Here is a 20,373-nt window from a genome sequence, read left to right on the forward strand (position 1 = left end):
CGGCATCGTCGGCAGCGATTGCCGACAATCCGCGCCGCGCCCTGGTGCAAGCCGGCGCGGCGCAACAGCGCTCAGGCGTCCTGCGTGGCGTCGCCCACGTCGAGCGCCAGCGCGTCCGCGCCGACCGCGTCGCCGCCCCTCGCGGCGGCGCGCGCCTGGATGTCCCACATCTCGGCATAGCGCCCGCCCGCGCGCATCAGCTGCGCATGGGTGCCGCGCTCGACGATGCGGCCGTGGTCCATCACCAGGATCTGGTCGGCATGAACCACGGTGGAGAGCCGGTGCGCGATCAGCAGCGTGGTGCGGTTCTGCGCCAGGCGCATCAGCTCGGCCTGGATCGCCTGCTCGGTGCGCGAATCCAGCGCGGAAGTCGCCTCGTCGAACACCAGCACCGGCGGGTTCTTCAGCAGCGTGCGCGCGATCGCCACGCGCTGCTTCTCGCCGCCGGACAGCTTCAGGCCACGCTCGCCCACGGGCGTGTCATAGCCCTGCGGCAGCTCGCGGATAAAGGCATCGATCTGCGCCGCCTGCGCCGCGGCGATGACTTCGTCGCGGGTCGCGTCCGGGCGGCCGTAGGCGATGTTGTAGTAGATGCTGTCGTTGAACAGCACGGTGTCCTGCGGCACGATGCCGATGGCGCGGCGCAGGCTGTCCTGAGTGATGGCGCGGATGTCCTGGCCGTCGATCTCGATCGCGCCGCCGCCCACGTCGTAGAAGCGGAACAGCAGCCGCGCCAGCGTCGACTTGCCCGAGCCGCTGTGGCCCACCACCGCGGTGGTGGTGCCGGCGGCGATGGTGAAGTCGACCCCGTCCAGGATGGTGCGGTCCGGCTCGTAGCCGAAACGCACGTCGCGGAAGCGCACCTGCGCCCCGCCGACTCGCAGCGGCGGCGCGCCCGGCGCGTCGGCCACCTCCTGGTGCGTGCCCAGCAGCACGAACATGCGGTCCATGTCGGTGGTGGCCTGCTTGATCTCGCGGTAGATCACGCCAAGAAAGTTAAGCGGGATATAGAGCTGGATCATCAGCGTGTTGACCAGCACCAGGTCGCCCAGCGTCAGCTTGCCGTCGACCACGCCCACGGTGGCACGCCACAGGATCAGGATCAGGCCGATCGCGATGATGGCCTGCTGGCCGAAGTTGAGGAACGACAGCGAGTTCTGCGAGCGGATTGCCGCGGTGCGGTACTTGCGCAGGTTCTCGTCATAGCGCTGCGCCTCGTAGGCTTCATTGCAGAAGTACTTGACGGTCTCGAAGTTCAGCAGCGAATCGATCGCCTTCTGGTTGGCGCGCGAATCCAGCTCGTTCATGCGGCGGCGGAAGTGCGTGCGCCATTCCGTCACCACGATGGTGAAGACGATATAGCCCACCAGCGCGGAGCCGGTGATGGCGGCGAACCAGATGTCGTAATGCAGGATGAAGAAGCCGATCACCAGCGCCATCTCCACCAGCGTGGGCAGGATGCTGTACAGCGAATACGAGATCAGCGACTGGATGCCGCGCGTGCCGCGCTCGATGTCCCGGCTCATGCCGCCGGTCTGGCGGTCCAGGTGGAAGCGCAGCGACAGTGCATGCAGGTGCCGGAACACCTGCAGCGCGATTTCGCGCACGGCGCTCTGCGTGACCTTGGAAAAGAGGATCTCCCGCAACTCGGTGAACAGCGTCGCGGACAGGCGCAGCATGCCGTAGGCGACGATCAGCCCGACCGGCACCGCCAGCAGCGCGCGCGGGTCGCCGGCGGAGATGTTCATGCTGTCGATCAGCCGCTTCATCAGCACCGGCACGCCCAGGTTGGCAACCTTGGCCGCCACCAGGCAGGCCAGCGCCAGCATCACGCGCCACTTGTAGTGCCAGACATAGGGCAGCAGGTTGCGCACGGTCTGCCAGTCGCTGCGGGGGGCGCGCTGGCCGGGAAAGAGCTTCACCGAGGCCGTGTCGGGGGCCTGCTCGGCGGTCGTGGAATAGCGGCGCATACGTTAGAATCCGGGCCAATGCGCGATTGTCGCAGAGATCGCGTTGCGCGGCTGGCGAAGGGTCTTTCGCTGCCACGCCCCATCCCCATCCCTCAGCAGTCCACCCGCATACCGCCATGAACGCTCCCCACACCGTCCCCGCCCTGCCTGCCGGCAAGAACCCCGCGCTGCGCGTGGTGCCGATGCCCGCCGACGCCAACGTGCACGGCGATGTGTTCGGCGGCTGGATCATGTCGCAGGTGGATATCGCCGGCTCGATCCCGGCGGTCGAACGCGCACAGGGGCGCGTGGCCACCGTCGCGGTCAATTCCTTCCTGTTCAAGCACCCGGTGTTCGTGGGCGACCTGGTCAGCTTCTATGCCGACATCGTCAAGACCGGACGCACCTCGATCACGGTCGAGGTCGAGGTCTATGCGCAGCGCATGCGGCACAGCAATGAGATCGTCAAGGTGACCGAGGCGACGTTGACGTATGTGGCGACGGATGAGTCGCGGCAGCCGCGGGTGTTGCCGACGGCTTGAGGGATGAAAGGCTCCTGCCCATCGGTCGGTGTGCTCCCTCTCCCGCTTGCGGGAGAGGGTTGGGGTGAGGGCGGGCGCTGGCCGAAGCTATCGCGCTGGAAAAAACCGTTGGCCCCGCTTTATGTGGTTCCTTGCCTAGCCCACCCCTCACCCCGGCCCTTTCCCCATGAGGGGAGAGGGTGAACACCTTGCTTAGGCGAGATCAAGCGGCTTGGGAGCACTCCCTCATTCAAACTTCCTAAAATCCGGCTTCCGCTTTTCAAAGAACGCGCTGAACGCCTCCTTCGCCTCCGGCGCCACCAGCATGCGCCGGAACACCGCGCCCTCGTCGGCCATCTGCTTCTCCACTTCGGCCATCGCGCCGGCCTTCATCAGGCGCTTGGTCTCGCGCAGCGACGACGCCGGCAAGGCCGCCAGCTTGCGTGCCTGTGCCAGGGCAAAGTCATGCAACTCGGCCACCGGCAGCACCCGCGTCACCAGCCCGATCTCCAGCGCTTCCTGCGCGCTGAAGGCCTCGCCCAGCAGCAGCTTCTCGGCCGCGCGCTGGTAGCCGACCAGCCGCGGCAGCAGCAGGCTGGAGGCGGCCTCGGGGCACAGCCCGAGCTGCACGAACGGCAGCGACAGCTTGGCGGTGTCGGACGCATAGACCAGGTCGCAGTGCAGCAGCATAGTGGTGCCCACGCCCACCGCGGCGCCGCTGACCGCCGCGACCACCGGCTTGCTGGCATGGCTGATCTGGTACAGGAACTGGAACACCGCGGCGGCTTCGGCGCCCTCGCCCGCGGTGGGCGGGCGCTGCATGAAATCCTCAAGGTCGTTACCGGCGGTGAAGACTTCGGGCTTGCCGCGCAGCAGGATGGCGCGCACGGCGGGATCGGTCTCGGCCGCGCGCAGCGCGTCGGCCAGCGACTGGTACATCGCCGCGGTGATGGCGTTCTTCTTGTCGATGCGGTCGAATTCGAGCGTCAGGATGCCCTGCTCGATGCTGGTACGGATGCTCATGGTGTCCTCGTCTGTGGGAGTTATTCGAAAGGCGGCGGCGACTCGGCGAGATAGCTGAGCCCGAACGCGCGCGCGCCGACATTCAGTGCCACTGTCAGGCTCATCGGCGCCAGCATCAGCTCGACGCCCTGGCTTCGTGCGGTATTCGCCAGCGACTGGTACGCCGGCATCGCGCGCACTTCGTCCAGCGGGCCTGCGTAGCAGGCCGAGATCGCCGGCACCAGCAGGTTGCCGGCGCGCAGGCATTGCTCGGCATGCTGCAGCACGCGGCGCCTGCCCTCTTCCGAGCCGCGCGCCCTGGCGATGGCTTCGGTCTGGCCGCGGTGCATATGCACCACGGGGCGGAGGTTGAACGCGCTGCCCATCACGTAGCGGCCCCAGGTAATGCTGCCCTCGCCCTTCTGCCGTGCGCGGGTGTACAGGTAGAGCAGTTCGTCGGGCACCAGGAACATGTGGGCGGCATCGCGCAGCCGTGTTTCCACGGCCTCGCGCACGGCCTGCGGACTGGCGCCGGCCAGCGTCATGCGCGCGGCTTCGCGCACGATCAGCGCCTGGCCCGGGCCGATGGCCCCGGTGTCGACCACGGTCAGGTCGAACAGCCCCGGGCGTCCCGCTTGCTTGCGCAGCCGCACGCTGCGCGCCACGGTGCCGATCACCGCGCCGCTCGCATGCGCATACAGCTTGCTGCGCGTGCTGGCGATGGTGAACAGGATGGCGCGGTCGCACTGCGCCGCCACGTTGCGCAGCAGGTGTTCCTCCAGCTCGCGCTCGACCATCGGCACCGATTCGGCATAGTGGTCCTGGCGGCCGACCAGGTATTGCTGGTAAAGCCGCGGCAATGCGTCTTCATCGCGCGTGTCGGCGACGAACTGCTCGCCGGCGCGGATGCGGAACGGAATGGTGTGGACCTTCAGCGCGGCCATGACGTCGCGTGGCAAGTCGCACGCGGCATCGGCCAGGATGGCTGTCTCCTGCATATTGTTGTCTCCTCCCCTACCTGGTGACCCGCGTCGCGGGCGGCAGCCCCGGTACTGCTTTCTTCACCTGATGCAGAAGGGCGGGATGGCCATGGGCCATCCCGCAGGCGCGTTTATACGCGCTCGAAGATACCTGCGGCGCCCATGCCGGTGCCGACGCACATGGTGACCATGCCGTACTTCAGGTTGTGGCGGCGCAGCGCATGTACCACCGTGGCCGAGCGGATCGCACCGGTCGCGCCCAGCGGGTGGCCCAGCGCGATCGCGCCGCCCATGCGGTTGACCCTCGCGGGATCGAGGTCCAGGTCGCGCATTACCGCCAGCGATTGCGCGGCGAAGGCTTCGTTCAGTTCGATCCAGTCGAGCTGGTCCTGGGTCAGGCCCGCCGCCTTCAACGCCGCCGGGATCGCTTCCTTGGGGCCGATGCCCATGATCTCGGGCGGCACGCCGCGCACCGCGAACGAGACGAAGCGCGCCAGCGGCACCAGGTTGAACTGCTTCAGGATCTTCTCCGAGACCAGGATCAGCGCGCCGGCGCCGTCCGAGGTCTGCGAGCTGTTGCCGGCGGTGACGCTGCCCTTGTTGGCAAACACCGGGCGCAGCTTGCCCAGGCCTTCGAGCGAGGTATCCGGGCGCGGGCCTTCATCCAGCGCGATGGTGCGGGTCTTCACGCTGACCTGGCCGCTGGCGAGATCGGGGAAGCGCTCGACGGTCTCGACCGGCGTGATCTCGTCGCGGAACTCGCCGGCCTGTTGCGCGGCGATGGCCTTCTGGTGCGACGCCAGCGAGAACGCGTCCTGGTCCTCGCGGCTGACCTGCCACTGCTGCGCCACCTTCTCGGCGGTCAGGCCCATGCCGTAGGCAATGCCGACGTTCTCGTCGCGGGCGAAGATCTCCGGCGACATCGACGGCGAGTTGCCCATCATCGGCACCATGCTCATCGATTCCACGCCGGCGGCAATCATCACGTCGGACTCGCCTACGCGGATGCGGTCGGCGGCCATCGCCACCGCGCTCAGGCCAGAGGCACAGAAGCGGTTGACGGTGATGCCGCCGACGGTGTTGGGCAGGCCCGACAGCAGCGCGCCGATGCGGGCCACGTTCAGGCCCTGCTGGGCTTCCGGGATGGCGCAGCCGACGATGGCGTCCTCGATCAGCTTCGGGTCCAGGTTCGGCACCTGGGCCACCGCGGCCTTCAGGATGGTGGCCAGCAGGTCGTCGGGGCGCGTGTGCTTGAAGGCGCCCTTGGGGGCCTTGCCGATCGGCGAGCGGGTAGCCGCAACGATGTATGCGTCTTGCAGTTGTTTCATGATCTCGGTTCCTCGCTAGCCTGATTAGTTACGCACCGGCTTGCCGGTCTGCAGCATGCCCATGATGCGCTCCTGCGTCTTGGCGGTGCCCAGCAGGTCGACGAAGGCCTTGCGCTCCAGCGCCAGCAGCCAGTCCTCGCTGACCAGCGCGCCGGCCTCGACGTCGCCGCCGCACACCACTTCGGCGATGCGGGTGGCGATCAGGAAGTCATGCGCGGAGATAAAGCCGCCGTCGCGCATATTGACCAGCGACGCCTTGATGGTGGCGATGCCCGAGCGGCCGGCCACCGGGATCAGCGCCGGCAGCGGCGCGCGGTAGCCGGCATCGGCCAGCGCGCGCACTTCGTTCTGCGCCACGTGCAGCAGCTCGTGCACGTTGAAGACGATCCTGTCCGACGGCTGCAGGTAGCCCATCTGGCGCGCTTCCAGCGCCGATGCGGAGACCTTGGCCATCGCCGCGCTCTGGAAGCGGCTGGTCACGAATTGCAGGATGTTGGTGCTGCCCGCTGCCTGCGCGGCGCGTGCTGCGGCCAGCGCGGCTTCCTTCAGGCCACCGCCGGCGGGCACCAGGCCCACGCCGACTTCGACCAGGCCCACGTATGTTTCCAGCGCAGCCACGCGTGCCGCCGAATGCAGCATCAGTTCGCAACCGCCGCCCAGCGCGATGCCGGACGCCGCCGACACCACCGGCACCGAGGCGTACTTCAGGCGCATCATGCCGTCCTGGAACTTCTTCACGAACGGCTCGATGCCCTTGGCGCCGCCCATCATGAAGGCCGGCATCGCCGCTTCCAGGTTGGCGCCCGCCGAAAACGGGCCACCCGGCGCGCCCAGCTGCAGCGAGGTCGGCTGCCACACCACCAGGCCCTTGTAGCCAGCCTCGGCCAGGTCGATGGCGCGGGTCAGGCCGTCGATCACGTCAGGCCCGATGGTGTTCATCTTGCTCTTGAACGAGACCACCAGCACGTCGTCCTGGCCCTCGCTGACCCAGATGCGCACGGCGTCGTTTTCCTCGACGGTGCGGCCCGCCTTGCGCGGATCGACCGCTTCGCTGCCCTTCAGCGCGGCACGGAACACCTGGCGCTGGTACACCGGCAAGGTGCTGCGCGCGACGAACGACTGCGTCGCCGGCGACCACGAACCTTCGGCGGCATGCACGCCCTGGCGCTCGGCGACGGGGCCTTCAAAGACCCATGCCGGCAGCGGCGCGGCCGAGAGCGCCTTGCCGCTTTCCACATCTTCCTTCACCCACTCGGCCACCTGCTTCCAGCCGGCCGACTGCCAGTCCTCGAACGGACCGGAGTTCCAGCCGAAGCCCCAGCGGATCGCCAGGTCGATATCGGCGGCGGAACCGGCGATCTGCTCCAGGTACACGGCGATGTAGTGGAACACGTCGCGGAACACCGCCCACAGGAACTGCGCCTGCGGGTTGGTCGATTCGCGCAGCAGCCTGATGCGCTCGGCCGGCTCCTTCTTCAGCATGCGCACCACGATCTCGTCGGCCTTCTTGCCCGACTCGACGTACTGGCCGGTCTTGGCGTCGAGCACCTTGATGGCCTTGCCTTCCTTCTTGTAGAAGCCGGCACCGGTCTTCTGGCCCAGCGCGCCCGCGTCGACCAGGCCCTTGAGCACCGCCGGGGTCTTGTAAACCGGGGCGAACGGGTCGTCGTGCAGGTTGTCCTGCATGGTCTTGATCACGTGCGCCATGGTGTCCAGGCCGACCACGTCCGCGGTGCGGAAGGTCGCGGACTTGGCGCGGCCCAGCTTGGCACCGGTCAGGTCGTCGACCACGTCGAACGGGATGCCGAACTTCTCGGCCTCGGCGAACACCGCCAGGATCGAGAAGATGCCGACGCGGTTGGCGATGAAGTTGGGCGTGTCCTTGGCGCGCACCACACCCTTGCCGAGCGTGGTGGTCAGGAAGGCTTCCAGCTGGTCGAGGATCTGCGGCTGCGTGGTCGCGGTCGGGATCAGCTCGACCAGGTGCATGTAGCGCGGCGGGTTGAAGAAGTGGACCCCGCAGAAGCGCGACTTCAGGTTATCGTCAAACCCGTCGGACAGCGCGGTGATCGACAGGCCCGAGGTGTTGGTGGCGAAGATCGCGTGCGCGGCCAGGTGCGGCGCGACCTTCTTGTACAGGTCGTGCTTCCAGTCCATGCGCTCGGCGATCGCTTCGATCACCAGGTCGCACTCTTTCAGCAGCGCGATATCGTCCTCGTAGTTGGCGGCCTGGATCAGGCCGGCCTCGTCCTTGATGCCGAGCGGCGCGGGCGACAGCTTCTTCAGGTTGTCGATGGCGCGCAGGGCGATGCCGTTCTTCGCGACCGGGGAAGCGGACGGGGCCCCTCCCCCGTCCTTGTCCTTGGCGGGAAGGTCGAACAGCACCACCGGCACGCGCGCGTTGATCAGGTGGGCGGCAATCTGCGCGCCCATGACGCCGGCACCCAGCACGGCGACTTTCTTGACGATGAAATTGGACATACTCGCTCCTGAGCAATGAGCGTTGTAAATCGTCGTCCCCGCGTACGCGGGGACCCAGTGACTTTGGTGTTCCGTCAGCGCCTGTAACGACGCCGGGTTCCCGCCTTCGCGGGACCGACGGACTTAGAACAGATCCGCGTCCAGCGCCATCAGCGAAGCCGAACCGGCGCGCGCCTTGCGGATCTCGGCGGCCGTTTCCGGCAGCAGCTTGGCAAAGTAGAAGCGCGCGGTGGCCAGCTTGGCGGTGTAGAACTTGTCGCCGCTGCCCTGCTTCTCCAGCGCGATCTTGGCCATGCGGGCCCAGAAGTACGCGAACACCAGGTGGCCCACCACGCGCAGGTACGGCACCGCGGCGGCTCCCACTTCGTCGGCGTTGCCCATCGCCTTCATGCCGATTTCCATGGTCAGCTTCTGCACCTTGTCGCCCAGGTCGGCCAGCGGGTTGACGAACTCCTGCATGGCTTCATTGGTGCCTTCGGCCTCGACGAATTCCTGCACGATCTTGCCGAAGGCCTTCATCTTCGCGCCCATGTCGCCCAGGATCTTGCGGCCCAGCAGGTCCAGCGCCTGGATGGTGTTGGTGCCTTCGTAGATCATGTTGATGCGGGCGTCGCGCACGTATTGCTCCATGCCCCATTCGGAGATGTAGCCGTGGCCGCCGAACACCTGCATGCCCTCGTTGGTGGCGGTGAAGGCGTTGTCGGTCAGGAACGCCTTGATCACCGGCGTCAGCAGCGCGACCAGGTCGCCCGCCTGCTTGCGCACGGCCTCGTCCGGGTGCGACAGCTCGCGGTCGATCTGCAGCGCGGTCCAGTAGCTGAAGGCGCGGCCGCCTTCGGCGTAGGCGCGCTGGGTCAGCAGCATGCGGCGCACGTCGGGATGCACGATGATCGGATCGGCGGCCTTCTCCGGCGCCTTCGGGCCGGTCAGCGCGCGCATCTGCAGGCGGTCCTTGGCGTAGGCGACCGAGTTCTGGTAGGCCACCTCGGTCAGGCCCAGGCCCTGCGCGCCCACGCCCAGGCGCGCGGCGTTCATCATCACGAACATGGCGTTCAGGCCCTTGTTGGGCTCGCCCACCATCCAGCCGCGCGCGCCGTCCAGGTTCATCACGCAGGTGGCGTTGCCGTGGATGCCCATCTTGTGCTCGATCGAGCCGCACTGGATGCCGTTGCGCTCGCCCGGGTTGCCGCTGGCATCCGGGATGAACTTGGGCACCACGAACAGCGAGATGCCCTTGGTGCCGCCCGGCGCGTCCGGCAGGCGCGCCAGCACCAGGTGGATGATGTTCTCGGCCAGGTCGTGCTCGCCGGCGGAGATGAAGATCTTGGTGCCGGTGATCAGGTAGGAGCCGTCGGCCTGCGGCTCGGCCTTGCTGCGCAGGATGCCCAGGTCGGTGCCGCAATGCGGCTCGGTCAGGCACATGGTGCCGGTCCACACGCCGGACACCAGCTTGGGCAGGTAGGCCTGCTGCAGCTCGGGGGTGCCGTGTGCGTGCAGGGCCTCATAGGCGCCGTGCGACAGGCCGGGGTACATGGTCCAGGCCTGGTTGGCCGAGTTCAGCATCTCGTAGACCACGTTGTTGACCACGATCGGCAGGCCCTGGCCACCGAAGGCCGGGTCGCACGCCAGCGCTGGCCAGCCGGCCTCGACATACTGCTGGTAGGCTTCCTTGAAGCCGGTGGGCGCCTTGACCACGCCGTCGCCGACATAGGTGCAGCCTTCGCGGTCGCCCACCTGGTTGAGCGGGAACACCACGTCCGAGCAGAACTTGCCGGCTTCCTCGATGACCTGGTTGATGGTGTCCGCGTCGATGTCCGCGTGCGGCGGCATCGCCTTGAGTTCGGCTTCGGCGCCGAGCAGTTCATGGAGCACGAACTGCATGTCGCGCAACGGTGCGGTGTACTGGCCCATCAGAGACTCCTTGGAGTTGTGCGATGCCGCCACGCCGCCCGCCTCGCTTGACGCGATCCGGTCCGACCCGACGGCCTCAGGTACGGTAAGACTGAATCAGCTTGTTGAGCGCGACCATGGCAAGCTCGGCGCTGTCGGGCAGGCGCAGGAAACGGGCGTCATGATGCAAGCCTAGTTCAAGGCTGTACATCTCGAACAGCATCAGGCGCGGATCGCAGTCCGCGCGCAGATGCCCCTCTTCCTTGGCCTGGTTGATGGCGCGGGTCAGCGCTGCCCGCCAGATGGTGACGCTCTTGACCAACTCGTCACGCACCAGGCTGCCGGCACGGTCGTCGTACTCCACCGCGCCGCTGATGTAGATGCATCCCGTCGTCACTTCCTGGATGCGCTTCTCCATCCAGCGCCGCACCATCGACCACAGCCGGGGCAGGCCGCGCGGCTCCTGCAGCGAGGGATAGAACACCTCCTGCTCGAACCGGCGGTGATACTCCCGCACCACCTCCACCTGCAGGTCCTCGCGCGAACCGAAATGCGCGAAGACGCCGCTCTTGCTCATCTGCATGCGTTCCGCGAGCAGGCCGATGGTCAGACCTTCGAGCCCGTCGCGGGACGACAATTCCAGTGCGGCATCCAGAATCGCCACGCGCGTCATCTCGCCCTTGCGCATGGGCGAGGGCGACGAGGCGGCGGATTCGAGACGGGCTGACTGGTGTCGCATGTTTTTTCTCCGTTCTGCGGCGCCTGCTGCGGCACCGCGTATGACCCTGACGTTGCATTCATTGCTTGCGGGCGGCCGGCGGATTTGCCGGTGCATACCGCGAATGCACGCAGTCTAAGCCAAAAAAGAACGGTCGTTCAGATTATTCTGGCGCGGCACCTGCCCATCAAGCTTTTAATTAGACCGCTGTTTCTAAACGGACTGCAATGCAGCATGTCCGCCAGCCGCGATGCTGCCACCGGTTTCAGCGCGGCCGTTGCCGCATGGCAGCAAACGCACACCGGCCGCCACGCCGTTTCAGTAGCGGCCGGTGACGCCGGCGATGATCACGCCCAGTCGCAGCAGCATATAGGCCGTCCAGTTGGCCAGCCGGTGCAGCGGCGAGCGCCGCGCATGCACGTCGGGCAGCACGCGCACGCTGCGGTGCGCAATGGCGCGCTCCAGCGCTTCGCGCAGTTCAGCGGCGAAGGCCGCATCATAAACGGCAACGTTGGCCTCGCGCGCGAGCAGCAGGCTGAACGGGTCCATGTTGCTCGACCCGACCGTGGCCCAGGCCTCGTCGACCACACCGACCTTGGCGTGCAGGAAGCTCTCGGCGTACTCGTAGATCTCGACCCCGGCCTCGAGCAACGAGGCATAGAGCGCATGGGTGGCGTAGTGCTGCAGCCGGTATTCGACCATGCCCTGCAGCAGCAGCCGCACGCGCACGCCGCGCTCGCGGCAGGCCAGCAGCGCGCGCCGCATCTTGTGGCCGGGCAGGAAGTAGGCGTTGGCCAGGATCACGTCGTGGCGCGCCGCGCCCAGCGCGCGCAGGTATTCGCGCTCGATGGTGCGGCGGTTGCGCAGGTTGTCGCGCAGCAGCAGCGTGGCGCGAATGCCGCCGGTGGCTTCGGGGCGCGGCGGCAGGTCGGTCACCAGCGGGTAGTCGGCGACCGCCGCGGCGCGCTCGCTGCCGCGCGCCTCGCGCAGCGACAGCCGCCACCACAGCCGCTCGGACGACAGCGCGATGCGGTCCACCAGCGGCCCGCTGACCTGCACCGCGAAGTCATAGCGCGGCCCCAGGTTGGCGCCTTCGAAGGGACCGTGGTTGTGGTCGTCGATGATGTTGATGCCGCCGACGAAGGCGACATGGCGGTCGATCACGGCGACTTTGCGATGCAGCCGGCGCAGGTGGCGCCGCGCCAGGCGGAAGCCGCGCAAGGCGCGGTAGACGCGCAGGCGCACGCCGCCCGCGCGCAGCCGCTCGGCCAGCTCGGCGGGCATGTCGCCGGCGCCGAAGCCGTCCACCGTCACCCGCACCGCGACCCCGCGCGCGGCGGCCCGGATCAGCGCGTCGGCGACGGCGCGGCCGACCTCGTCGTCGGCATAGATGTAGGTTTCCAGGATGACCTGGAACGCGGCCTGGTCGATGGCGGCGATCAGCGCCGGAAAGAAGTCGTGGCCGCCGTGCAGCAGCCGAACGGTATTGCCGGTGGTGGGCTTGCCGCGGCGCCAGGCCCAGCGCAGCATGTGGTGGCGATAGGTCGGCTCGCCGGAGGTGGCGGTGTCGTGCACCGGGGCGCTCTCGGCCTGGGCGGAGTGGGAGATCCGTGACATGCCGTGATTATCGGACAGTTTGCCGCGGGCCAGGCGCAGCCTGCACATTGCCGCCCGGAACTCTGCTATCGTCGATGCCGATGCCCGCCCCGCCGCTACCGCAGGTGGCTGCAGGCAGACTCCCGACGCCCCCTACGGAAACCATGGTGAAGGTATTCGGCATTACCGGTTCGTCCGGCAGCGGCAAGACCACGCTGCTGGACCAGCTCATCCCCTGCTTCGTCGGCGCTGGCCTGCGCGTGGCCGGCGTCAAGCACACCCACCACGGCTTCGATCCCGACACGCCCGGCAAGGATTCGTGGCGCATGCGCGCGGCCGGCTGCGCCAACGTCGTGCTGGTCGGCGCGCGCCACCTGACGCTGATGCGCCATTACCCCGAGGCCGTGCCGTCACCCGAGCTCGACGACGCGCTCGCGGTGCTGCCGCCCGATACCGACCTGGTGCTGGTGGAAGGATACAAACGCAGCGATTTTCCCAAGCTCGAAGTATTCCGCCCCGCGCTGGGCCGTGCACCGCTATGGGACGAGGTGCCGGGCGTGGTGGCGGTCGCGAGCGACGATCCCGCCGCCGTCGCCGCCATGACCACGCTGCCAGTGCTGGACCTGAACGATGCCCAGGCGGTGTTCGCCTTTATCCGCGACTATCCCCTGCCCGGCCGCGACGGCGGCGCGGGCTGACCGGGCTCTGCCTCAGGCGGCCTTGTCCGCGGGCGCGTCCCGCTCCACCATTTCGCCGAGCGGATGGCCCAGCTCCGCCACCAGCGGCACGTGGTCGGAGCGTTGCGCCCAGTCGCGCCCGGTCAGCGCGTGGGCGCGTTCGATCTCGTAGCCGCGCACATAGATGCGGTCGAGCTGCCACCACGGCATATGGCTGGGAAAGGTGTGCAGCCGCGCCCCACGCGCATGCGAGGCCTCGACCGCGCCCAGCGTATTGCAGATCTGCGCGTCGAGCCGGTGGTTCCAGTCGTTGAAGTCGCCGGCGATCACCAGCGGCACGCCCGCCGGCACCACGTTCTGCACACGCTCCACCAGGGCCTCGGCCTGGCGCGCACGGCTGCGCGCGAACAGGCCGAAATGCACGCAGATCAGGTGGGTCTCGACGCCGTGCACGTCCGCCACCGCGTGCAGCAACCCGCGCTGCTCGAAGCGGTGGTCGGAAATATCGAGGTTCTCGGACATCAGGATCGGATGGCGCGACAGGATCGCGTTGCCGTGATGGCCGTAGTCGTAGACCGCATTGCGGCCGTAGACCGAATGCGGGTACGCATCGGTCGCCAGGTAGTTGAGCTGGGTATGGTCGGGATCAAACAGCGCCGCCGCCACCAGGCGGTCGTTGCGGTCCTGCACTTCCTGCAGGAAGACGATGTCGGCATCCATGGCATGCAGGCCGGCCCGCACGTTCTGGATGCGCGGGCGCCGCGACAGGCCGGTCACCCCTTTGTGGATGTTGTAGGTGACCACGCGCAGCTTCATGGCCGGCCTCCGAGGGCTGCCTCGCGGCTGGCATCGGTGCCCGCAGCGGCCGGCGCGCCGGCACCGCCCGCGCGCCATCCCAGCTGGCGGATGGCATCGGCATTGCTGCTGGAAAAGCACTGTTGCGCCGCCTGCTGCCACGGCAGCCACTTGTACTGCAGGTGTTCACGTGGCGCCAGCGTCACCGGTAGTGCCTCGGCCACGCGCAGGCCGAACCAGTGCTCGGTATTGCGCGTCACCCCTTCGGCGTAGCGGTGGCGCCACTGCGGATAGATGTCGTACTGGATGGCATGGCCCCAGTCGGTCAGCTGGTGTTCGCCGGCGATGATGCCGGTTTCCTCGGCGACTTCACGCGCGGCGGTCAGAGCCAGGGGTTCGTCCAGGGTGTCGAGGCTGCCGGTGACGGACTGCCAGAAGCCCGGGCGATCGGCGCGTTCCAGCAGCAAGACTTGAAGATCTGGCGTGTAAATCACCACCAGCACGGATTCCGGGATCTTGTATGACATGGGTCTGGGCCAAAGGACAAACCCAAGGATAGCGCAGGCGCGCGCGCTTGCCACGGGAAAGCGCTGCGGCGCCCGTGCGCGGGCGCCGCAACTTGTGGCCGTGTCAGGCTGCGCTGCGCGCGCCCTGCATGCCGTGCGGGGCCAGGTAGGGTTCGGTGCTGCCGTGGCGCTGCCAGGTGTCGAACACCTGCGGCGATTCGCCGTGGCCCCAGGCCGCGCGCAGCTGCTCCATCAGCGGTGCCAGCGCGTGGCGGTAGCGCTTGGCGGCGGCATGCGCGTGGGTGGCCAGGGCGTCGGCGCGCTGGCGCACTTCGCCCTGCAGCCGCATCCGTTCCTGTGCGATTTCCTTCTCGCGCTGGCCCAGCGTGTTGTACTTCTGGATCAGGAAGCGCTGATAATCGCCGCCATCCATGCCCTGCGCCGCCTGGGCATTGACCTGCTCGAAGCGCAGCACGATGCTGCCGGTTTCCTGTTCGATATGGGCGGCCTCGGTATCCAGCGCCTGCAGCGCCTCCTGCACGCGCTGGGCGTCGCGGCGCAGCGCCTGCACCTGCGCGGCCTCGTCCTCGAACACGCGCTGCGCATCGAGGTAGGCTTGCACCACCGGTTGCGGCGCCACCACCAGCAGCGGATCAGCGCCATCGGCGCGCTGTCCGGCAAGCAGCGCATCGTCAGCCACGCGCAGGTTGCCCAGCTCGTCCAGCCAGCGTCCGCGCGTCATCACCACGCCGACGGTGTCCAGTGCCAGCCGGCGCAGGGCTTCGGCGCGCTGCATCTCGACCGGCTCGGCCGCCGCCTGGGGCGACGCCGCCTGCACCGCGTGGGCGATATCGGGCACGCACGCGGCCACCGTGGTCGCCACCGATTCGGACATGGCCTGCGCCGCGCGGCGCTGGGCGCGGCGCAGCTCGAAACGGGCCAGCAGCATCATGATCAGTCCGGCCGCCAGCCAGGTCAGGATGGTTTCCTGGTGGGCCAGCAGGAACTGGCGGATCAGTTCGGTATCCAGATTCAGGTTCACGAATTTCCTCCCGAGTGCCGGGGACCTTCATGACAGGGCCCCTCGGCAAATTACGTGTCAAAGGAAGGAGACCGGCCCGCCGCCGGCTTCGTTCCGACCGGTAACAAATCGAAACCAATGCGCCGGGTGCCGATGTTGCGCAAAAAGCAAAAAAGCCGCGCAATCGCGCGGCTTTTCTTGCAGATCATGCGATCGGGAACCGGTCAGGCGTTGGGCTTCGGTTCGGCGGTGCGCAGGCGGATATGCAGCTCGCGCAGCTGCTTCTCGTCGACCGAGCTCGGTGCCTGCGTCAGCAGGTCCTGGGCACGCTGGGTCTTGGGGAAGGCGATCACGTCGCGGATCGAGTCGGCACCGGCCATCATCGTGACGATGCGATCCAGGCCGAAGGCCAGGCCGCCGTGCGGGGGCGCGCCGTACTGCAGCGCGTCGAGCAGGTAGCCGAACTTGGCGCGCGCTTCCTCGTCGTTGATCTTGAGCGCGCGGAACACCTTGCTCTGGATGTCCGAGCGATAGATACGGACCGAGCCGCCGCCCATTTCCCAGCCGTTCAGCACCATGTCGTAGGCCTTGGCCACGCACTTGCCCGGATCGGTCTCGAGGTATTCCAGGTGCTCGTCCTTGGGGCTGGTGAACGGGTGGTGCATCGCGACCCAGCGCGCGTCTTCCTCGTCGTACTCGAACATCGGGAAGTCCACCACCCACAGCGGCTTCCAGGCGTCCTCGAACAGGCCATTGGCCTTGCCGAAGTCCGAGTGGCCGATCTTCAGGCGCAGCGCGCCGATCGAGTCATTGACCACCTTGGCCTTGTCGGCGCCGAAGAAGATGATGTCGCCGTCCTGCGCGCCGGTGCGCTTCAGGATCTCGGCAATGGCGGCGTCGTGCAGGTTCTTGACGATCGGCGACTGCAGGCCGTCGCGGCCCTTGGCCACTTCGTTGACCTTGATCCAGGCCAGGCCCTTGGCGCCGTAGATGCCGACGAACTGGGTGTAGGCATCGATCTCGCCGCGCGAGATGGCGCCGCCGCCCGGCACGCGCAGGCCGACCACGCGGCCGTTGTCGCTGTTGGCCGGGCCCGAGAACACCTTGAAGTCGACGTCCTTCATCACCTCGGTCAGCTCGGTGAATTCCAGCTTGACGCGCAGGTCAGGCTTGTCCGAGCCGAAGCGGGCCATCGCCTCGCGGAACTCCATCACCGGGAATTTCGCGTCGAGGTCGACGTCGATGGCGTTCTTGAACACCGTGCGCATCATGTCCTCGAACAGGTCGCGGATTTCCTGCTCGGTCAGGAACGAGGTCTCGCAGTCGATCTGCGTGAATTCCGGCTGGCGGTCGGCGCGCAGGTCCTCGTCGCGGAAGCACTTGGTGATCTGGTAGTAGCGGTCGAAGCCCGACACCATCAGCATCTGCTTGAAGATCTGCGGCGACTGCGGCAGCGCGAAGAAGTGGCCCGGGTTCACGCGCGACGGCACCAGGTAGTCGCGCGCGCCTTCGGGCGTGCTCTTGCCCAGCATCGGGGTCTCGATGTCGATGAAGCCCTGCGCGTCCAGGTACTTGCGCACTTCCATCGCCACCTTGTAGCGCAGGCGCAGGTTGTACTGCATCTGCGGGCGGCGCAGGTCCAGCACGCGGTGCGTCAGGCGCGTGGTTTCGGACAGGTTGTCGTCGTCGAGCTGGAACGGGGGCGTGACCGACGGGTTCAGCACGGTCAGCTCATGGCACAGCACCTCGATCTTGCCCGAGGTCAGGTTGGCGTTCTCGGTGCCGGCCGGACGCGGGCGCACCTTGCCGGTGACGCGGATGCAGAACTCGTTGCGGATCTCTTCCGCGGCCTTGAACATCTCGGGGCGATCCGGGTCGCACACCACCTGCACCAGGCCCTCGCGGTCGCGCAGGTCGATGAAGATCACGCCGCCATGGTCGCGGCGGCGCTGGACCCAGCCGGTCAGGGCCACTTCCTGGCCCGAGAATTGTTCGGTCACCAGACCGCAGTAGTGAGTACGCATGGAGGACATAAGGAGATTCCCGGTAAAACGCGGCTGCCCGACAGCATCGGCCAGCCCGTGATCAGTTTGGAGGCTCAAGGATCGGTGGTCTGGACCGGTTCCTCGCTGCTGGACCTGCCGGCCGGACTCGTGGATACCGGCCGGGGCGCGCTGCCGTTCTTGCGCGGCAATTCCGCCGGTGCCACCACGCCCATCGAGACGATGTACTTGAGCGCGGCGTCGACGGTCATGTCGAGTTCGATGGTGTCGGCCTTGGGCATCATCAGGAAGAAGCCCGAGGTCGGATTGGGGGTGGTCGGCACGTAGACGCTGACGTACTCGCCCTGCAGGTGGTTCTGCACGTCGCCGCCGGGGCGCCCGGTCAGAAAGGCGATGGTCCACGAGCCCTCGCGCGGGTACTGCACCAGCAGCGCCTTGCGGAAGGCATTGCCCGACGACGACAGCAGCGTGTCGGACACCTGCTTGACGCTGGTGTAGATCGGCCCGACCACCGGGATATGGCCCAGCAGCGCTTCCCACCAGCGCACCAGGCGCTGGCCGATGAAGTTATGCGCGAGCAGCCCGACCAGCAGGATGAACAGCAGCGTCAGGATCGCGCCCAGGCCGGTCACGCGCTTGCCGAACATCAGCCGGTCCGGCCGCCAGGCTTCCGGCAGCAGCGCCAGGCTCTGGTCCATCGTGCCGATGATCAGGCTCAGCACCCACAGCGTGATGCCCAGCGGCACCAGCACCAGCAGCCCGGTCAGGAACCAGGTCTTGAGAGCGGAAGTCTTCTTGGCTACCACGGGCGGGTCCGGCTCAGTGGCAGGCGCAGGCGCTGCCGCAACCGCCGGCAGCCGGCGCCGCGCTCGCTGCAGCCGTGCCGCTCGACGACGATTCGGCCGCCGCCGGCGCGCTCGCCGCAGCCGCTGCAGTGCCGCCGGTGGCCGCGGGCGCGCTGGCGCCGCCGCTGCCGCCGCGGAAGTCGGTCACATACCAGCCGGAGCCCTTGAGCTGGAAGCCGGCAGCGGTCAGCTGCTTCTTGAACGCGCCGGCGGCGCCGCAGGACGGGCAGTCCGTCAGCGGGGCATCGCTCATTTTCTGCAGCACATCGCGCCCGTGGCCGCAGGCGTCGCAACGGTAGGCATAGATCGGCATGGTGTTATTTCGCGAGAAAAACTTGGGAATCGGTACCAGGGCGGACATCGCCGCCAGCCGGGGCGGCCGCGGGAATATCCCGCGCGGCGATGCAAAGCCTTGAATTATAAACCGTTCCGGGGCCGCCTGATCGGCGGAAATAAGGGGGTGGGCGACCCCGCGCCGTCAGGCGATATGGACTTCCTTGACCGGCGCGTGATCTGCAATCCACTGCGGCAGCAGCGAGCCGATCACCATGCCGCTGACCGAGAACAGCAGTCCCACCATCTGCGGCGGCACCACGGCATCGGCAAAGGCAACCTCGCAGGTCAGCCAGGATGACAGGCCCAGCAGGATCGCCGCCAGCCCGCCCTGGCGGGTGGCGTGCTTCCAGAACATGCCGAAGGCCAGCGGCACGAACGACGACACCAGCGTGACCTTGTAGGCATTTTCGACCATATGGAAGATCGACAGGTGCGAGTTCAGCGCGAACAGCGTCACCAGCGTGGTGAACACCAGCACCACGGTCTGCATCACGCGCAGGAACTGCTTGTCGTCGAGATGGCGGAAATACGGGCGCAGGATGTTCTCGGCAAAGGTCACTGACGGCGCCAGCAGCGTCGCCGAGGCGCAGCTCTTGATCGCCGACAGCAACGCGCCGAAGAACATCACCTGGGCGAACATCGGCGCGTGCTGCAGGATCAGCTGCGGCAGGATCAGCTGCGAGTCGGTGTCGATGTACTTGGCAACCATGCCCGGGTCGATCAGCGTGGCCGAATACGCCAGGAACATCGGGATAAAGGCAAAGCAGAAATACAGCACGCCGCCCAGCACCGAGGCGCGGCCGGCGATCTGCTCGGTGCGCGACGAGGTCACGCGCTGGAACACGTCCTGCTGCGGGATCGACCCCAGCATCATGGTGAACAGCGCCGCGGCGAAGCCGATGATCTGCACGAAATCCAGTGCCGGCAGGAACTCGAACTTGCCCGCCGCGGCCGCGTGCGACACCACCGCCGTGACGCCGCCGGCCTGGCCGCTGACCTCGTAGCCGATATACATCATGCCGATCACGATGATGATCATCTGGATGAAGTCGGTGATCGCCACCGACCACATGCCGCCGAACAGCGTATAGACCAGCACGCTGCCAGCGCCGATCATCATGCCGGCCTCCTGCGACAGCGCGCCGTCCGACACGGTATAGAACACCAGCCCCAGCGCCTTGATCTGCGCCGCCACCCAGCCCAGGTACGAGACCACGATGCACAGCGTGGTCAGCACCTCGGCCAGCCGCCCGTAGCGGTTGTGGTAGTAGTCGCCGATGGTCAGCAGGTTCATCCGGTACAGCGGCCGGGCGAAGAACAGGCCCACCAGGATCAGGCACAGCGACGAGCCGAACGGGTCGGACACCACACCCGACAGGCCTTCCTTCAGGAACACGGCAGGGATGCCCAGCACCGTCTCCGAGCCGAACCAGGTGGCGAAGACGGTGGCGGTGACGATATGGAACGGCAGGCTGCGCCCGGCGACGGCGAAATCGGTGGTGTTGCGCACGCGCAGCGCCGCCCACAGGCCGATGCCGACCGAGATTACCCAGTAGATGATGACAAACCAGATCAGCATGCCGCTGCCCTATGCAGAAGGTGCCCTTGTGGCGAAAAACCGAATGCCGGGCGGCAGGGCGCGGGTCGCGCACGGTGGCCCGGAGTCCAATTCATCGGTCGGGGCCGCATATCGGGGTGCCTGGCGCTGTCCCGGCGAGGCGGGCA

17 protein-coding genes are annotated in these 20,373 nt (G+C 67.5%); 2 read left to right on the plus strand and 15 right to left on the minus strand.

Annotated features, from left to right (window positions below; all coding sequences use genetic code 11):
• Positions 1–71: 71 nt before the first annotated feature.
• Positions 72–1,970: an ABCB family ABC transporter ATP-binding protein/permease gene (locus tag U9J39_RS10145; RefSeq protein ID WP_326347001.1), complete on the minus strand. Its 1,899-nt coding sequence runs from the start codon at positions 1,968–1,970 to the stop codon at positions 72–74.
• 116 nt (positions 1,971–2,086) lie between these two features.
• Between U9J39_RS10145 and U9J39_RS10150 the strand changes: the two genes are divergently transcribed.
• Complete coding sequence (locus U9J39_RS10150) at positions 2,087–2,491, plus strand: acyl-CoA thioesterase (protein ID WP_062796782.1); 405 nt, start codon at positions 2,087–2,089, stop codon at positions 2,489–2,491.
• Positions 2,492–2,716: 225 nt separating this feature from the next.
• Here U9J39_RS10150 and U9J39_RS10155 read toward each other — a convergent pair whose 3' ends face one another.
• The 7 genes from U9J39_RS10155 to clsB all read right to left on the minus strand — a co-directional run bounded on the left by U9J39_RS10155 (position 2,717) and on the right by clsB (position 12,534).
• Positions 2,717–3,493 carry an enoyl-CoA hydratase gene (locus tag U9J39_RS10155; RefSeq protein WP_326347002.1) on the minus strand — a complete coding sequence of 259 codons (777 nt, stop codon included), beginning with the start codon at positions 3,491–3,493 and terminating at the stop codon, positions 2,717–2,719.
• A 20-nt stretch (positions 3,494–3,513) separates the two neighbouring features.
• Positions 3,514–4,470 (minus strand): DegV family protein, encoded by a 957-nt coding sequence (locus U9J39_RS10160; RefSeq protein ID WP_115708146.1) that lies wholly within the window; start codon positions 4,468–4,470, stop codon positions 3,514–3,516.
• A gap of 113 nt (positions 4,471–4,583) precedes the next feature.
• Positions 4,584–5,783: an acetyl-CoA C-acyltransferase gene (locus U9J39_RS10165; RefSeq protein ID WP_115679371.1), complete on the minus strand. Its 1,200-nt coding sequence runs from the start codon at positions 5,781–5,783 to the stop codon at positions 4,584–4,586.
• Between the two features lie 21 nt (positions 5,784–5,804).
• Positions 5,805–8,261: a 3-hydroxyacyl-CoA dehydrogenase/enoyl-CoA hydratase family protein gene (locus tag U9J39_RS10170; RefSeq protein WP_326347003.1), complete on the minus strand. Its 2,457-nt coding sequence runs from the start codon at positions 8,259–8,261 to the stop codon at positions 5,805–5,807.
• 123 nt (positions 8,262–8,384) lie between these two features.
• On the minus strand, positions 8,385–10,172 hold the full coding sequence (locus tag U9J39_RS10175; RefSeq protein WP_326347004.1) for an acyl-CoA dehydrogenase C-terminal domain-containing protein: 1,788 nt from the start codon (positions 10,170–10,172) through the stop codon (positions 8,385–8,387).
• A gap of 76 nt (positions 10,173–10,248) precedes the next feature.
• Entirely contained in the window at positions 10,249–10,839 is a 591-nt protein-coding gene (locus tag U9J39_RS10180) for a TetR/AcrR family transcriptional regulator (RefSeq protein ID WP_025583452.1), read from the minus strand.
• 348 nt (positions 10,840–11,187) lie between these two features.
• On the minus strand, positions 11,188–12,534 hold the full coding sequence (gene clsB, locus U9J39_RS10185) for a cardiolipin synthase ClsB (protein ID WP_326347005.1): 1,347 nt from the start codon (positions 12,532–12,534) through the stop codon (positions 11,188–11,190).
• 98 nt (positions 12,535–12,632) lie between these two features.
• Between clsB and mobB the strand changes: the two genes are divergently transcribed.
• The gene (gene mobB / locus U9J39_RS10190) at positions 12,633–13,163 is read left to right on the plus strand and encodes a molybdopterin-guanine dinucleotide biosynthesis protein B (RefSeq protein ID WP_115711541.1); all 531 of its coding nucleotides are present in this window, start codon (positions 12,633–12,635) and stop codon (positions 13,161–13,163) included.
• Between the two features lie 12 nt (positions 13,164–13,175).
• Here mobB and U9J39_RS10195 read toward each other — a convergent pair whose 3' ends face one another.
• The 7 genes from U9J39_RS10195 to U9J39_RS10225 form a co-directional block, all read right to left on the minus strand.
• Positions 13,176–13,958: an endonuclease/exonuclease/phosphatase family protein gene (locus U9J39_RS10195; protein ID WP_115708136.1), complete on the minus strand. Its 783-nt coding sequence runs from the start codon at positions 13,956–13,958 to the stop codon at positions 13,176–13,178.
• Positions 13,955–14,464 (minus strand): dihydroneopterin triphosphate diphosphatase, encoded by a 510-nt coding sequence (gene nudB, locus U9J39_RS10200; protein WP_115708134.1) that lies wholly within the window; start codon positions 14,462–14,464, stop codon positions 13,955–13,957. The genes U9J39_RS10195 and nudB overlap by 4 nt, the downstream gene beginning before the upstream one ends.
• Before the next feature lie 103 nt (positions 14,465–14,567).
• Positions 14,568–15,479 (minus strand): hypothetical protein, encoded by a 912-nt coding sequence (locus U9J39_RS10205; protein ID WP_116313226.1) that lies wholly within the window; start codon positions 15,477–15,479, stop codon positions 14,568–14,570.
• A 209-nt stretch (positions 15,480–15,688) separates the two neighbouring features.
• Positions 15,689–17,497: an aspartate--tRNA ligase gene (aspS, locus tag U9J39_RS10210; protein WP_115708132.1), complete on the minus strand. Its 1,809-nt coding sequence runs from the start codon at positions 17,495–17,497 to the stop codon at positions 15,689–15,691.
• A gap of 65 nt (positions 17,498–17,562) precedes the next feature.
• Positions 17,563–18,273: a DUF502 domain-containing protein gene (locus U9J39_RS10215; protein WP_115708130.1), complete on the minus strand. Its 711-nt coding sequence runs from the start codon at positions 18,271–18,273 to the stop codon at positions 17,563–17,565.
• 13 nt (positions 18,274–18,286) lie between these two features.
• Entirely contained in the window at positions 18,287–18,625 is a 339-nt protein-coding gene (locus tag U9J39_RS10220; RefSeq protein WP_115711538.1) for an FmdB family zinc ribbon protein, read from the minus strand.
• Positions 18,626–18,790: 165 nt separating this feature from the next.
• Positions 18,791–20,227 (minus strand): sodium:solute symporter family protein, encoded by a 1,437-nt coding sequence (locus U9J39_RS10225; RefSeq protein WP_115708128.1) that lies wholly within the window; start codon positions 20,225–20,227, stop codon positions 18,791–18,793.
• Between the last annotated feature and the right edge of the window lie 146 nt (positions 20,228–20,373).

Origin of the sequence: Cupriavidus sp. SS-3 (assembly GCF_035818815.1) — a bacterium.
Taxonomy (GTDB): Bacteria; Pseudomonadota; Gammaproteobacteria; order Burkholderiales; family Burkholderiaceae; genus Cupriavidus; species Cupriavidus taiwanensis_C.

Bases quoted from the DNA above. Each gene is read 5' to 3' on its own strand.
- U9J39_RS10145 (WP_326347001.1), bottom strand. From the start codon at position 1,970: ATGCGCCGCTATTCCACGACCGCCGAGCAGGCCCCCGACACGGCCTCG.
- U9J39_RS10150 (WP_062796782.1), top strand. From the start codon at position 2,087: ATGAACGCTCCCCACACCGTCCCCGCCCTGCCTGCCGGCAAGAACCCC.
- U9J39_RS10155 (WP_326347002.1), bottom strand. From the start codon at position 3,493: ATGAGCATCCGTACCAGCATCGAGCAGGGCATCCTGACGCTCGAATTC.
- U9J39_RS10160 (WP_115708146.1), bottom strand. From the start codon at position 4,470: ATGCAGGAGACAGCCATCCTGGCCGATGCCGCGTGCGACTTGCCACGC.
- U9J39_RS10170 (WP_326347003.1), bottom strand. From the start codon at position 8,261: ATGTCCAATTTCATCGTCAAGAAAGTCGCCGTGCTGGGTGCCGGCGTC.
- U9J39_RS10175 (WP_326347004.1), bottom strand. From the start codon at position 10,172: ATGGGCCAGTACACCGCACCGTTGCGCGACATGCAGTTCGTGCTCCAT.
- U9J39_RS10180 (WP_025583452.1), bottom strand. From the start codon at position 10,839: ATGCGCAAGGGCGAGATGACGCGCGTGGCGATTCTGGATGCCGCACTG.
- clsB (WP_326347005.1), bottom strand. From the start codon at position 12,534: ATGTGCAGGCTGCGCCTGGCCCGCGGCAAACTGTCCGATAATCACGGC.
- U9J39_RS10195 (WP_115708136.1), bottom strand. From the start codon at position 13,958: ATGAAGCTGCGCGTGGTCACCTACAACATCCACAAAGGGGTGACCGGC.
- nudB (WP_115708134.1), bottom strand. From the start codon at position 14,464: ATGTCATACAAGATCCCGGAATCCGTGCTGGTGGTGATTTACACGCCA.
- aspS (WP_115708132.1), bottom strand. From the start codon at position 17,497: ATGTCCTCCATGCGTACTCACTACTGCGGTCTGGTGACCGAACAATTC.
- U9J39_RS10220 (WP_115711538.1), bottom strand. From the start codon at position 18,625: ATGCCGATCTATGCCTACCGTTGCGACGCCTGCGGCCACGGGCGCGAT.
- U9J39_RS10225 (WP_115708128.1), bottom strand. From the start codon at position 20,227: ATGCTGATCTGGTTTGTCATCATCTACTGGGTAATCTCGGTCGGCATC.